The organism is Methylorubrum sp. POS3 (assembly GCF_043352485.1).
Classification (GTDB): Bacteria; Pseudomonadota; Alphaproteobacteria; order Rhizobiales; family Beijerinckiaceae; genus Methylobacterium; species Methylobacterium suomiense.
Genome location: NZ_JAPRBT010000001.1, coordinates 4,659,998 through 4,674,126, shown reverse-complemented (window position 1 = coordinate 4,674,126; position 14,129 = coordinate 4,659,998). Strand labels below are relative to the sequence as shown.

The 14,129-nt window shown below is 66.8% G+C and carries 13 protein-coding genes; 4 read left to right on the top strand and 9 right to left on the bottom strand.

Annotated features, from left to right (window positions below):
• Positions 1-63 precede the first annotated feature (63 nt).
• The 4 genes from OWC43_RS21680 to OWC43_RS21665 form a co-directional block, all read right to left on the bottom strand.
• Complete coding sequence (locus OWC43_RS21680) at positions 64-1,500, bottom strand: lipopolysaccharide biosynthesis protein (RefSeq protein ID WP_393958271.1); 1,437 nt, start codon at positions 1,498-1,500, stop codon at positions 64-66.
• Between the two features lie 75 nt (positions 1,501-1,575).
• Positions 1,576-2,862, bottom strand: coding sequence for a glycosyltransferase family 4 protein (locus OWC43_RS21675; RefSeq protein WP_393958270.1), 1,287 nt, complete (start codon positions 2,860-2,862; stop codon positions 1,576-1,578).
• A gap of 10 nt (positions 2,863-2,872) precedes the next feature.
• The gene (locus OWC43_RS21670; RefSeq protein ID WP_393958269.1) at positions 2,873-3,670 is read right to left on the bottom strand and encodes a class I SAM-dependent methyltransferase; all 798 of its coding nucleotides are present in this window, start codon (positions 3,668-3,670) and stop codon (positions 2,873-2,875) included.
• A gap of 289 nt (positions 3,671-3,959) precedes the next feature.
• Entirely contained in the window at positions 3,960-4,964 is a 1,005-nt protein-coding gene (locus tag OWC43_RS21665) for a magnesium transporter CorA family protein (protein WP_238308484.1), read from the bottom strand.
• Between the two features lie 214 nt (positions 4,965-5,178).
• Between OWC43_RS21665 and groES the strand changes: the two genes are divergently transcribed.
• Both groES and groL read left to right on the top strand, forming a co-directional pair.
• A complete protein-coding gene (gene groES / locus OWC43_RS21660) occupies positions 5,179-5,469 on the top strand; it encodes a co-chaperone GroES (protein WP_137828170.1) in 291 nt (96 codons plus the stop codon).
• A 95-nt stretch (positions 5,470-5,564) separates the two neighbouring features.
• Positions 5,565-7,208 (top strand): chaperonin GroEL, encoded by a 1,644-nt coding sequence (gene groL / locus OWC43_RS21655; protein ID WP_137828169.1) that lies wholly within the window; start codon positions 5,565-5,567, stop codon positions 7,206-7,208.
• Between the two features lie 212 nt (positions 7,209-7,420).
• Here groL and OWC43_RS21650 read toward each other — a convergent pair whose 3' ends face one another.
• Positions 7,421-9,052: an inorganic phosphate transporter gene (locus tag OWC43_RS21650; protein WP_393958268.1), complete on the bottom strand. Its 1,632-nt coding sequence runs from the start codon at positions 9,050-9,052 to the stop codon at positions 7,421-7,423.
• A 102-nt stretch (positions 9,053-9,154) separates the two neighbouring features.
• A complete protein-coding gene (locus OWC43_RS21645; RefSeq protein WP_137828167.1) occupies positions 9,155-9,370 on the bottom strand; it encodes a DUF1674 domain-containing protein in 216 nt (71 codons plus the stop codon).
• A 104-nt stretch (positions 9,371-9,474) separates the two neighbouring features.
• Between OWC43_RS21645 and OWC43_RS21640 the strand changes: the two genes are divergently transcribed.
• Positions 9,475-10,839, top strand: coding sequence for an RsmB/NOP family class I SAM-dependent RNA methyltransferase (locus OWC43_RS21640; protein ID WP_393958267.1), 1,365 nt, complete (start codon positions 9,475-9,477; stop codon positions 10,837-10,839).
• 95 nt (positions 10,840-10,934) lie between these two features.
• Here OWC43_RS21640 and OWC43_RS21635 read toward each other — a convergent pair whose 3' ends face one another.
• Positions 10,935-11,096, bottom strand: coding sequence for a hypothetical protein (locus OWC43_RS21635; protein WP_171015410.1), 162 nt, complete (start codon positions 11,094-11,096; stop codon positions 10,935-10,937).
• A 315-nt stretch (positions 11,097-11,411) separates the two neighbouring features.
• Between OWC43_RS21635 and OWC43_RS21630 the strand changes: the two genes are divergently transcribed.
• The gene (locus OWC43_RS21630; RefSeq protein WP_393958266.1) at positions 11,412-12,485 is read left to right on the top strand and encodes a hypothetical protein; all 1,074 of its coding nucleotides are present in this window, start codon (positions 11,412-11,414) and stop codon (positions 12,483-12,485) included.
• A gap of 40 nt (positions 12,486-12,525) precedes the next feature.
• On the opposite strand, the gene OWC43_RS21625 is transcribed toward OWC43_RS21630, so the two are convergent.
• Together OWC43_RS21625 and OWC43_RS21620 are read right to left on the bottom strand one after the other, a co-directional pair.
• Entirely contained in the window at positions 12,526-13,584 is a 1,059-nt protein-coding gene (locus OWC43_RS21625) for a cytochrome-c peroxidase (RefSeq protein ID WP_393958265.1), read from the bottom strand.
• A 98-nt stretch (positions 13,585-13,682) separates the two neighbouring features.
• Entirely contained in the window at positions 13,683-14,009 is a 327-nt protein-coding gene (locus tag OWC43_RS21620) for a hypothetical protein (protein ID WP_137828253.1), read from the bottom strand.
• Between the last annotated feature and the right edge of the window lie 120 nt (positions 14,010-14,129).

Here is a 14,129-nt window from a genome sequence, read left to right as displayed (position 1 = left end):
GCAGATCGTCCGGCGTCTCCTCGACACTGAGGCTCTTGCCTTCGCGGGAAGGGCGCCGGAATTTTATTCCGCCGCGGCCGGTGCCGATGGGCGCAGCCGTTCCATCACCGCGCTGCGCAGCCCGGCGATGTCGAGAAGCCAGACCATGGCACCGTAGACGGCGATGCCGGTGGCGATGCAGACCGGCAATGCGATCCAGGGCGCGAGGGTGCGCAGCGGCCAGACCGCGACCGTCATGGCCAGCGTCGCGGCGCTCGCCGTCGCCAGATCCCGCCAGGGGAGGGCGATGCGCACAGGTCCGCTCAGGGCCAGGATGGCGAGCAAGCCGAATGCCGCGAGGAAGCCCAATGTCTGGGCGACCGCGATGCCGTAGCCGCCGAACGGCCCGGCCAGCGCCAGCAAGGCCAGCGCATTGACCAGCGCGCCGAACAGGGCGGCGACGATCACCGGCATGGTCCGGCGACGGATCTGGAAGATCGGGTTCAGGGCGTAGTTCATCGCCGCGAAGGCCACGAGGCCCGGTAGCATCGGCAGGACGTATTCGGAGAAGTGCCCGCGGAAGGCGTGGGGTACGGCAATGGCCTCGATGGCGGGCAGGACTGCCCAGAAGCCGGCGGCGCTCGGCAGGATGAGGGCCGCCACCACGGCGAGGTTGCGGGCGACCTGGGCTTCGCCCGCACCGCGTCCGCCTTCCTCCTCGGCCCGCACCGCGATCTGAAACAGCAGCACGTCGAGAGCGGCGCCCAAGGTCCCGAAGATGCGCGTGCCGATGTCGGAGGCGAGGGAGAAGTAACCGGATTCCGAGAAGCCGCCGACCGCCGCGATGGCGCTGCGATTGGCGAAGGGCAGGAGCTGGTAGACCACGTTGGCGGCGATCAGCGGCAGGCCGTAGCTGATGAAGATGCGCAGCATCTCCCGCCTGCGCTCGGCCTCCGGGCGATGGGGCTGATCGGTGAGGCCGCGATGGATCAAAATGGCGGCGAGGAACTGGCTCACGCCCGCCGCCGCGATCACCGCGGTGGCGTCTCCCGTCGCCCAGGCGGTGCCGACCATGAGGATCAGGGCGAGCCCGCTCTTGACCAGAACTAGCTTGAGATAGAGCCCGCCTATGAAGCGGGCGCGCGCCAGCGTCGTCTGATAATCGAAGAAGCCGATGCCGATCGCGGTCCCCACGGCGGCGGCGGCCAGCGTCGCGGGCGGCCCGGCGAAGGGCCGCCCGGCAAGGCAGAGCAATGCCGCGCCGAGGAGGCAGAGGGCCGTCGTCGCGTAGGCACGGTCGAGCATGGCCCGGATCCACGGCTCCTCGCCCCGGACCCGCTCGGAATAGAACCGCGTCGCCGACAGCCGCAGCCACTCGAAGAACAGGGTCGTGAGCACCACCGAGCCGGCGATGCCGAGGGCGAAGCGGCCGAAATCGGCCGGCCCCAGAATGTCCGCGAGGAGCAGACCGAGGGCGAGGTTCAGGGCCGCGTTGACGACGTAGGCTGCGATGACGGCCATGGATTGGGAAAGTCGGCTCTTCGGCGTTGCCCGGGGGCTCGATCGGGGAACGTCTGATGCAGGGATGAGACGATTTTACGTCGAGGCGGCGTTGCGCAAGACGGCCGATGTAGGCCGGCTGCCGATTCCAAGAGTGGCCGACCGGAGGGCGACGTCGCGGTAGATGCGCTCCAATCGGTCGAGATGGCGGTCCAGGGTGAGCGGATCGGCCCAGAACGCGTCATAGGCCGCCCGGCTCATGCGGCGCGCGGTGTCGTCGTCGGAGAGGCGGGTCATCGCAGCGGCGAGGGAGGTGGGATCGCCCGAGCGGAACCACAGGCCGCTGACCCCGTCCCGCACCGCTTCGCGGCCGGCGCAGAGGTCGCTGACGATCACCGGCGTGCCGAGCGCCAGGGACTCGAGCACCGTGAGCGGCTGGCCTTCGTACCAAACGGAGGGGAAGACCAGGGCGCGTGCGGCCCGGAGCTGCTGCTTCACGCCGTCCGGATCGTGCCAGCCGAGGAAGGCGGCCTCCGGGTAAGCGGCTTCGAGCTCGGCCCGCTGCGGCCCGTCGCCGACGAAGATCGCCCGCTGACTGGAGAGCCGCGCGGCTTCGGCGAACAATCCGGCGCCCTTCTCCGCCGAGAGGCGTCCGACGAAGACGAAGCCGCCCGGGGGCGTCTCGTCCGTGGTGCTGTCCTTATGCCCGAGGGGTACGGCGTCGATCGGGTTCGCGACGTCGTACCAGTTCGTGTCCGCGGGCAGGTGCGGCGCCAGAACCTCGCGCTGCAGGCGGCTGATGGTGATCACCGCCGACAGATTGTCGATCATGCCGGTGTGGCGCATGAGCACGTGACGGCCGACCCGCATCAGCTTGCGGGCGTAGCCACGGGAATCGCAATTGTGACCGATGCAGGCCATCGAGACGGGCGACCGGTGGCAGGCGGCGGAGACGGGGTAATCGTAGAATCCGCCATTCGGGCAGGCGAGATAATATTCGTGCATCGTGAAGACGACGGGCGCGCGGCTCGCCGCGAGGACTGGTCCGATCGAGGGCGAGAGCGCCTTGGCCCAGGCATGCACGTGGATGACGGTGTCGTCCGGATCGTGGCGGGCGAGCAGGGTGCCGAGTGCGGCGGCGGCCTTCTGATTCCACAGCCACTGCACCCCGAACCGGGCCAAGGAAGACGTGGTCGTCACGTCCACCTGATCGAGCAGGATCGTCGCGATACCGGCCGATTCCAGCCGCGGATCCGCCGGCCCGACGGCGGCGAAGAAGGTCACCGCATGCCCGCGGGCTGCGAGCCCGAGCGCGCTCTCGATCGCGACCTTGGCCTGTCCGCCGTTGATATGGGCGTGATCCGCCACCACGATGATCGGCATGGCGGTCCGCCTATTTGCGCACGATGACGTAGGCGAAGCTCGTGAAGGCGCGCCAGTCGCGCGCCTGCGCCACCTTCGTGAAGGCAGCGTCGACCTGCTTGAGGCCGGGGATCTTCCAGAAGTAGCTGTACCCGTAGAACGGCAGCACCACGACCTCGCGGAAACCGATCTCCGTCAGCACCGGCGCGATCACCGCCTCGCTGCCGCGGCAGAGATTGTAATGGGCGGGAAATTTCGGGTTGTCGCCGTCATCGGCCCGATCCGGGAACAGCGTGTGCAGCACCGCCCGCGACAGGCGCTCGGGCATGATCTGGTTGGCCGCGAAGGGCGGTGCGAACAGGGTCGGGAAGAAGCTCAGCGCGACGCCGCCGGGTGTGAGCAACTCGTAGACGTTGCGCCACATCTGCGCGACGTCGGGCACGTGCTCCATCACCATCCGGCAATAGGCGAAATCGAACCGTTCCCGGCCGGTGACGGACAGAGTATCCTTCGCGGCGATGTCGCAGCAAAGCTTGGAGAAGCCGGGGGGCGCGAGATCGAGCTCGCGCTGTGACAGATCGTTGATCGTCACCGCGATACGGTGATCGGCCAGTTCCGCCGGGCTGAACACCGGATCGCGCCCGCCGCCGATCTCGAGATGGTTGCGCAGGTCGTAATCCCGGCTCAGCGCCAGGATCATGTTCTTGTAATTCTCCCAGCTCCAGTTCCAGTCGGGCGAGTAACCGAGATCGTCTGCGACCGATTTCAGTCCACGCGGTTCGGACAGTTTGGAAACTTGAGCGAATTCAAAATTGTGGCGGACGTTCATCGGGCAAACCCCAATCGTGCGGCTGCCGTTGACGATGGGGTCGTGCGATTTCGAAACGATTAAGCGGCGTTTACGCAGTGTCCGAGGCGCGCGGGTCTCGCTTCGGATGCTGTCCAAGAGATTAAATGTCGGTCTCGAAACGGCGCATCCACCCCTCACTTGCGGCTTAGGGGCTCGCGGAAGCGGGCCCCGAAGAAAGCCTTCCGTCGTCTCGCGTTCGAGACCGGCATCCTTCGAGGCTGTGTCGCAGCACTTCAGAGCAAGGGCGTCGGGCGGGATCGGCCGGTGATCACAACCAACCCTTCGACTTGAAATACAGCAGCGGCACGATCGCAGAGATCGCGATCAGCGCAAGGCCGTAGGGATAGCCATAGACCCAGTCGAGTTCGGGCATGTGCTTGAAATTCATGCCGTACATCGAGGCGACCAGCGTCGGCGGTACGCCGACCACGGACACGACGGTCAGGATCCGGAAGGCGTTGTTCTGCTCGACGTTGATGAGGCCCAGCGTTGCGTCGAGCAGGAACTGTAGCGTCTCCGACAGCCGCGTCTCGAACTCGTCGAGCGAGGCGATGTCCCGCGCCAGCGTCTCGAACCGGGGCGCGTCGCCCTCGTCGAGATGTTGCCCGCACTCGCCCTTGGCGAAGGCGACGATGCGCTCCAGGCCCAGCAGGCTGGCGCGGACCTTCGACAGCGACTTGCCATGACGCCCGACGGTGCGGAGCAGGCGGCGCAGGGCGAGGTCGCGCCGCTTCGGTGCCGAGGTGTCCCCCTTGCGGGCTCCGGGCCGGGCGCTGGCATCGAAGTCGAAGATGCGGGTCGAGAGATTGTCGAGGTCGGCGGACATCTCCTCCAACAGGTCGGCCAGGTTATCGACCAACTCCTCGACCACGAGAAGGAACATCCGGGCGCCGGTGCTGCCGTCGCCGCCTTCCTCGTCCACCCGTTTGCGCACCGCCGCGAAGGCCCGCATGTCGTGGTAGCGTACCGTCACGAGATGGTTCTTGTTCAGGAGGAAACCGAGCGGTTTCAGGCTGAAATCGGACCGGTCGAAGGTCACCATGGGCGTCGACAGGGAGATCCCATCCCGGCTGCGGCGGAGGCGGCTCGACAGCTCGACTTCGCTCAGCGCGGCCCGCGAGGGCACCCGGATACCGGTCTTCTCCTCGACCCGGCGCGCCTCTTCGGCGGTCGGATCGACCAAGTCGATCCAGACGGCATGAGCGGGCAGCGCCGCGCCGCCATCCAGGCCACTCACATCGACCGCCCCCTGCGGGCCGTGAAGATTGATCATCGGGAGAGGTGTCTTCGGAACGGGTTGTTCGGAGAAGGATCGGGCGCCGAAGCGTCACCGCAAGAGATGCGGCGTCTTGACTCGCAAAATCCGCGCGCCTATCTCGCAGCCGTCGTTAGCACTCACATCACGTGAGTGCTAACAGCCAGGGTAGGCGTGGCCGCCTTCCGGCCGCATCAAGACCAACCGCCATTCCGAAGCAAGAGGGCAGCTCATGAAGTTCCGTCCGCTGCACGACCGCGTCGTCGTCCGTCGCATCGAGAGCGAAGAGAAGACGAAGGGCGGCATCATCATCCCGGATACCGCCAAGGAGAAGCCGCAAGAGGGCGAGATCGTCGCCGTCGGTTCGGGCGCCCGTGACGAGCAGGGCCGTGTCAACGCCCTCGACGTCAAGGTCGGCGACCGCGTTCTGTTCGGCAAGTGGTCGGGCACCGAGGTCAAGATCGACGGCCAGGATCTCCTCATCATGAAGGAATCCGACATCATGGGCGTCGTCGCCGTCTAACGCCGGCCGACACGTTTCACCGCCCTTCGAGGCCGCCCGTGCCCGTGCACTCGGCAGGCTTCGGGGCTTCTTTCCGACATTCGAGGTAGACTCACATGGCAGCGAAAGACGTTCGTTTCTCCGCCGACGCGCGCGACAAGATGCTCCGCGGCGTCGACATCCTCGCCGATGCGGTGAAGGTGACGCTGGGTCCGAAGGGCCGCAACGTCGTCATCGAGAAGAGCTTCGGCGCCCCGCGCATCACCAAGGATGGCGTCACCGTCGCCAAGGAGATCGAGCTCTCCGACCGCTTCGAGAACATGGGCGCCCAGATGGTGCGCGAAGTGGCCTCGAAGACCAACGACATCGCCGGTGACGGCACCACCACCGCGACCGTGCTGGCCCAGGCCATCGTCCGCGAGGGCGCCAAGTACGTCGCCGCCGGCATCAACCCGATGGACCTGAAGCGCGGCATCGACCTCGCTACTCAGGCCGCCGTGAAGGACATCACCAACCGCGCCAAGAAGGTCGCCTCGTCCGACGAGGTTGCCCAGGTCGGCACGATCTCCGCCAACGGCGACAAGGAGATCGGCGAGATGATCGCCCACGCCATGCAGAAGGTGGGCAACGAGGGCGTCATCACCGTCGAGGAGGCCAAGACCGCCGAGACCGAGCTCGACGTCGTCGAGGGCATGCAGTTCGACCGCGGCTACCTCTCCCCGTACTTCGTCACGAACGCGGAGAAGATGGTCGCCGAGCTCGAGGACCCCTACATCCTCATCCACGAGAAGAAGCTCTCGTCGCTCCAGGCCATGCTGCCGGTGCTCGAGGCCGTGGTGCAGACCGGCAAGCCGCTCGTCATCATCGCCGAGGACATCGAGGGCGAGGCCCTGGCCACCCTCGTGGTGAACAAGCTGCGCGGCGGCCTCAAGGTCGCGGCCGTGAAGGCTCCGGGCTTCGGTGATCGCCGCAAGGCGATGCTCGAGGACATCGCGATCCTGACCAAGGGCCAGATGATCGCCGAGGATCTCGGCATCAAGCTCGAGAACGTGACGCTCCCCATGCTCGGCCGCGCCAAGCGCGTGCGCATCGAGAAGGAGAACACCACGATCATCGACGGTCTCGGCGAGAAGGCCGACATCGAGGCCCGCGTTGGGCAGATCAAGGCGCAGATCGAGGAGACCACCTCGGACTACGACCGTGAGAAGCTCCAGGAGCGTCTGGCCAAGCTGGCGGGCGGCGTCGCGGTGATCCGCGTCGGCGGCGCGACCGAGGTCGAGGTCAAGGAGAAGAAGGACCGCGTGGACGACGCGCTCAACGCCACCCGCGCTGCGGTGGAAGAGGGCATCGTCCCCGGCGGCGGCACCGCGCTGCTGCGGGCCAAGAAGGCGGTTGCCGAGCTGAAGTCCGACATCCCGGACGTCCAGGCCGGCATCAAGATCGTCCTCAAGGCGCTTGAGGCCCCGATCCGCCAGATCGCCCAGAACGCGGGCGTCGAGGGCTCGATCGTGGTCGGCAAGATCACCGACAAGACCGACTCCGAGACCTTCGGCTTCAACGCTCAGACCGAAGAGTATGTCGACATGATCCAGGCCGGCATCGTCGATCCGGCGAAGGTCGTGCGCACCGCCCTCCAGGACGCGGCTTCCGTCGCCGGCCTGCTGGTGACCACGGAAGCCATGGTCGCCGACGCGCCGAAGAAGGACAGCGGCGCCCCGGCGATGCCGGGCGGCGGCGGCATGGGCGGCATGGACTTCTAAGTCCAGAGCCTCCGCAGAAGACGACGAAGGGGGTCGCCGAGAGGCGGCCCCTTTTTCATTCATCTATGGCCGTGTCCCGGCGGCACGGTCAGACGCTTGGCCCGGGCAGCCGATCCTGATGGGGCGGACCATCGCGCCAAGCCCGCCACCGTTGCAGCTCCGCGCGAGGACGCGACGGCCACGCCACGATCGCCTCTCCTTAAGGGTCGTTCTCAGAAGAGCTTGGAGAACAGGACGTAGAGGGTGCCCGCCAGCACCATCGCCACGGGCAGCGTCAACAGCCAAGCCATGGCCAGCGCCCGCAGGGTGCCGAACTGCAGGCCGGAGCGATTGGCCGCCATGGTGCCGGCGACGCCCGATGACAGCACATGGGTGGTCGAGACTGGAAGGCCGTAGAGGTCCGCCGCCGCGATGGTCGTGGCGGCGACGAGTTCGGCGGAAGCGCCCTGCGCGTAGGTCAGGTGCGTCTTGCCGATCCGCTCGCCGACGGTGACCACGATGCGCTTCCAGCCCACCATGGTCCCGAGGCCGAGGGCGACGGCGACGGCAACCTTGACCCAAATCGGGATGAACCGCGTCGCCTCGTCGAGGCTGCCCTTATAGGCCTTGAGCGTGTCGGCCTCGGTGGGCGACAGCGCGCTCTCCTTGTCCTTCATCAGGAAGCGGATCGCCTCCGAGGCGAGATACATGTCGTTGCGGGTGTTGCCGACCGCCTCTGCCGGAACCTGTGCGAGACTGCCGTAGCGCTCGACCGCCTCGCCGATTTGCCGGATCATCACCGAGAGCGCCGGGTAGGTCCCGGAATCGACCTTCTGGGCCGCGACGTAGGCAGTGACCGCGGGGCGCGGATCGCCGATGATGTCGTAGCCGGCCGCTTTCCCGGCCACCACCGCGGAGGCAGCTTGCGAGGTCTTGCGGAACTGCGACACCGATGATTCCGGCAGGGCACGGTTGAGGGCGTAGGCGGTCGGGACCGTGCCGATCAGGATCAGCATGATCAATCCCATGCCCTTCTGCCCGTCATTGGAGCCGTGGGCGAAGGACACGCCGGTGCAGGTCGCGATCAGTAGGCCGCGGATCCAGAGCGGTGGCGGAGCTTTGGCATCGGGCTCGGCATAGAGCGCGGGATTGCGCACGAGGACGCGCAGGGTCAGCAACAGCCCCCCCGCCGCGACGAACCCGATGAGCGGCGAGAGCAGCAGCGACCAGCCGATCTCGGTCGCTTTGGACCAATCGACGCCCGAGGTGCCGGAGCGACCATGCATCAGCGCATTGGCCACGCCGACGCCGATGATCGACCCGATCAGCGTGTGCGACGAGGAAGCCGGCAGGCCGAGGAACCACGTTCCGAGGTTCCAGAGGATCGCGGCGATCAGCAGCGCGAACACCATGGCGAAGCCCGCGCCTGAACCGACCTGGAGGATCAATTCCACAGGAAGTAGAGAGACGATGCCGAAGGCGACGGCCCCGGAGGAAAGCAGGACGCCGAGAAAGTTGAAGAAGCCGGACCAGATCACGGCCACGCTCGGCGGCAGAGCATGCGTGTAGATCACGGTCGCGACAGCGTTGGCGGTGTCGTGAAAGCCGTTCACGAATTCGAAGCCCAGGGCGATGGTCAGGGCCACGAAGAGCAGGATGTAAGGCAGGTATGTCGTGACGCGGGCGCCGGTGGCCTCGACATCCTCGTGGATGCTGAAAGCGACGTAGGCCAGAGCCGCCACCAAGGCTGCCACGATGGCGATCAGGAGGAGAGGGGAGTGGCCTCTGTCGAGATCGGGCCGGCCGCGGCGTTCCGCAGCGGGTGCGATGACATCGCTCACACCCTGCACAGACGATCCCGCCATGCCGATCACTCCTGCGTGCGGATTAAGATCCTTCTCCGCACGTAGGCAGCCTCGCCCGCACTTCGCGACACTCTGATGACATCAGAGGCTGCGCGAGCGGATTCAGAAGTCTGATGCCAGACCTTTCACTTCCCAATCGGTGTAGCGAACCGGCTCGAGACCGCCGCGACCGAGCCGCTCCGGGCGCTCTGAGATCTGCGAGGCGCGGGCGTCGATGGCGGCGCGGCGCTCGGCGGCCTCGGCAAGAGCCCGCTGCGCGGCGGGGCTGAGCGGTCGAGCTTCCCGGTTCTCTCCGTCCTTCGTCGCGTCGTCGCTCATGCCTGTTTCCCTCGATCGGCTTGCATCGCTGGCTCTCAGATGGGAGTGCGTCGGGTTCGGGGCGAGCCCCGTCCCCTGTTTCCGTCATGAGAACGGCCGAGAGCGTGGCATCCACACCGAACCGCCGCAACCCGCCCCCGATCGATCCGAACGTCCCGGGCCTCGCGGCGCGGCGCGTGGCCGCCAACGCGGTCGCGACGCTGCTCGGACCGAGCCGTGGCCTGGCTCTCGACGACGCGCTCGCCCAAGCCGGTCGGGGCGAGAGCCTGGATCCGGGTGATGGCGCCTTGGCCCGTGCCATCGCCACCGCGAGCTTTCGCCGCCTCGGCTTTCTCAAAGCCGCTTTGGCCGAACGTCTGCGCGATGGGCTCCCCGAGGATAGGCCGCACCTCCTCGCACTCCTGGTCACCGGGGCTGCGCAGATCCTCGACCTCGCCGTGGCCGACCATGCCGCCGTCGATCTCGCGGTCCGACTCACCAAGTCCGACCCGCAGCTGCAGCATCTCGCGCCGCTGGTGAACGCGATACTCCGGCGGATCGGCCGCGAGCGCGATGCGATCCGGGCCGCCGAAACCGATCCCCTTGCCGTCAACACGCCGGAATGGCTCGCGAGACGCTGGGCCGCCGCCTACGGCGAGGAGACCGCCCGCGGCATCGCTGCCGCGCATCTCGAAGGCGCGGCTCTCGACCTGACCTTACGCGATGCACCGGACGCCTGGGCCGAGCGCCTCGGTGGACGCCTGCTCGATCTCGGATCGCTCCGCCTCTCCGGGCGGGAAGCCGTGGCCGACCTGTCCGGCTATGCCGACGGTGCTTGGTGGGTACAGGATGCCGCCGCTGCCTTGCCCGTCCGTCTCATGGCGCCGCGTCCGGACGAGCGGGTTGCCGATCTCTGCGCCGCCCCCGGTGGCAAGACCGCTCAGATTGCCGCGGCGGGTGCCCGCGTGACGGCCGTCGATCGCTCCGCCGCGCGATTGGAGCGCCTGCAACGCAACCTCGCCCGCCTGAACTTGACGGCCGATGTGGTGACGACCGATGCCCTCAATCTCTCGGAAGAGACGCCCTTCGACGCCGTGCTCCTCGATGCACCCTGTTCGGCCACCGGCACGATCCGCCGGCATCCCGACGTCGCCTGGACCAAGAGCGAGGCCGATATCGCTCGCCTCGTCGGCCTGCAACGCCGCCTGCTCGACAAGGCGGCCCGGTTGACGGCACCCGGCGGGCGGCTCGTCTACTGCACCTGTTCCCTGGAAGTCGAGGAGGGGCGCGACCAAGTCGCCGCGTTCCTCGCTCGCCATACGACATTCGAACGTGTGCCGATCACCGCGGATCAAGTCGGCGGCCATGCGGAGCTGATCGACGGGAACGGCGACCTGCGCACCCTGCCATGCCATCTCGGCGGAGGATCCGGCCGGGGAGGGGGCCTCGATGGATTCTTCGCGAGTGTGCTGCGCCGAAGCGGCGGTTGAAACGCGTCCGATGAAGCGGAAACCCGTTCGGCGACGAACCCGCCGCCGAACAGGCAGCCTGGGATGTCGCCCGACCCCGTGTGACCGAGTGCCGTTTAAACCGAAACCTTGAGTCCCGCGCCGATCGTCGCGAGGCCCGTCACCAGGGCGAGGCCGCCCGCCGTCTCGATCCGCGCGGTCCATTCCGGATAGCGTTCGGCAGTAGCCGCGAGGGCGGCGCCGCCGACCAGGCAAACGAGGCTGAAGAGCGCGACCATTCGGTTTCCCGGATCAGACGGTAGAGGCCGGCCGCGCGACGCGATCGGGTTGCGTTTGAGGACTGGCCCGAATGGGCTTCAGGAACCGTCAACGCACGAGATCCGTGTCCGGATCTGCCGAAAATCCCCGATATCCACAGGGCGTCTGTGACGGACGACAGCGCCGGAAGCGGTCAGTCACATGAAGGGGCTGCGTTCGTTCACCGGGTGGCATTAACCATTCGTCAACGTGCATGAACAAAACCTTAGCGCAACCCGTCCGAATTCGTTAAGTTTTTATCGAACAACGGACCTCACTCCCTCTCCGGCGGCGCCATGTCCATCGTGTCCAATATTTGGGTGCGCTCTCCCGTCGTGCTGGCAACCGCTACCAGCGTCCTCCTTCTAGGGACGCAAGCGGCGAGCGCCCACGTCAAATGGTTCTGTGCTTTCGACGTTGCGGGCCAGCCCCGTGGCCTGGAGCAGGTGCTCTGCGCCGAGTTCGAATGGCTGACCGGCCTCGCCATCCTCTGCCTCATGGTCGGATGTCTCGCCGAGGGCACGCCGTTTGGCACCGCGCTTCTCAACGCCCTCGACCGTGTCACCCTCCGGCTGCGGGACGATACGAGCCTGATCGTGCGGGCCGTGGTCGGTTTCTTCCTCATCTCGGTGTGGAATCTCGGCGGCATCATCCTGACACCGGAATTGAAGACGGACGCGTCTTGGATCTCATGGCTCCAGCTTGCCATGGCCGGCTGCCTCATCTGGAAGCGGACGTTGCCGCTGACGGCGCTCGGCATCGTCTTCCTGTTCGGTTTCGCGGTCTGGCATTACGGCGCCTTCCACTTGGCCGATTATCCGGTCTTCCTCGGTGTCGCGGCCTACCTCGCCCTGACCGGTCTCGACCGCACCCTGTTCGGCTACCGTCCGATCGATGTGGTGCGCGCCACCGCTGCCATCACGCTGATGTGGGCTTCGGTCGAGAAATGGGCTTATCCCCAGTGGACCGATCCGCTGCTCGCCGCCAAGCCCAGCATGACCATGGGCGCCTCGGCCGAGACCTTCATGCGGGCGGCGGGCGTGATCGAGTTCACCCTAGCCTTCGCGCTGATCTGGACGCCGCTGGTGCGCCGCGCCGCGGCCATCATCCTGGCCGCAGTCTTCATCTCGGCGATCGTCGAGTTCGGGAAGGTGGATGCGGTCGGCCATTCGGGCATCATCGCGGTGCTGATCGGCATCGCCGCCGACGATGCGAGGGTTCCGGCCACCCGCCGCGACACAGTTCTGGCCCCGGTCTACTACCTCGGTGCGCTGACGGCCTTCCTCGGGGTCTACTACGTCGCCCACAACCTCCTGTACGGCGACCTCTACAGCGCGGCCACGGCGCTCAGCGCGGTGCCGGTGATCTGAGCCGGACCCGGGAGCTTCGCAGGACCGGAGCCGCCGTGCCTCAGGGGCGCGGCGGCTCTGCCGTAATCGGCTGATGAGCCGGGCCGTCGGCGCCGGCATCGGTCAAGGTCTCCAGGAAGGCGATCAGGTCCGCCTTCTCCTGTGAGGAGAGGCCCAGGGGACGGATGTCGCGGGAACGGCTCGGGCGCTCGATGCCGCCGCGGTCGTACACATCGATCACCGCGGCGAGATCCTTGGCCGAACCGTCATGCATGTAAGGCGGCCGCCGGGCGACGTTGCGCAGGGTCGGAGTCTTGAAGGCGTAGCGGAGCGCGGTGGAATTCGGAAAGAACCGACCGCGACCGTGATCGTCGCCCGAGGCGGTTCCGATGTCGTGGAACGAGCCGTCGGTGAAGATCGCCCCTGAATGACAGGCGCTGCAATTCGCCTTCCCGGTGAAGAGATCGAAGCCGCGCTTCGCCCCCGCGCTGACGGCCGCCGAGTCACCGGCGACCCAGGCATCGAATGGCGCGGGACCGGAGACGATCAGGCGCTCGAACGTGGCAAGCGCCTGCTCGATCCGCAGACGGGTGACCGGCCGCGCTTCGTCCGCGGCGTCCGGAAAGGCTTGTCGGAACGCTTCCACATAGGAAGGCGTCGCGTTCAGGCGCTCGACCAAGAGCGTGTCGGGCATATCCATATTGGCTTTGGCCGAGATCGGCACGAAGGCGACGGCTTCGAGATCGCGGAAGCGCCCGTCCCAACCGAGACTGCGCTCGATCCAAGCGATGTCGAGCAAGGTCGGCGTGCGCACCGCCATCGGCGCATCGTCGTTGCGCACCGCCCGAGGCTTGTCGTCCGTCCAGTCCATGGATGGCACGTGGCAGGTGGCGCAGGTCCGCGTTTGATCGCGCGACAGCATCGGATCGAAGAACAGCGAGCGACCGAGCTCGGCTTTGGCTTGGCTGTAGGGATTGCTCTCAGGGAACGGAATCTCTGTCGGGCGACGGAATTCGGCCAGGCGAGCGGTACGATCCGGCTCACCCGATATTCCGACGGCCGAAGCGCACCCCATGATCACCATCAGGGCCGCCGCCGCACCTGCCAAGCTCTTCGACATCCAAACCTCTGAGTTTGGATGTTAAGGGCCGGTCGTTTTCGAACCGTGAATCAACGGCAGCGTTTTCGATAAAATATTTCCAACAAACAACTCGATCATCACTTTACGGTGACCGCGAGCTTCATCTTGGGATGAATGCCGCACAGAACCGTGAAGCTTCCCTTGGCCGGAAACGTGACGACGATCCGGCTGCCCGGGATTTGTTCGCCGGTATCGAAATTGAAGTCGGGGTGTTCGATGTAGGCGTGGTGAACGAGATCGCCGTCGTCGTTGACGATCTCGACGCTCTCGCCGACTTTGAGCGCGACGGCGCCGGGGGCGAAGGCACGCCCTTTCTGAGCGATGCGCTGAAGTGGCGCCTCTCCGGCGGTCAAGGCCAAGGCGCCGGCTCCGATCCCGATCAGGGCAAGCGCGAGGCTAGCCATGGCAATTCGCCGTAGTCCGGCCCGGCCCAGTTCAGGCATGCATTCCCCGCTTATCATGAGACGCCGCGGCGATCGCCGATCATCCGATCTCAGCACAAGAGGCTTGCGCACGGCTTAACG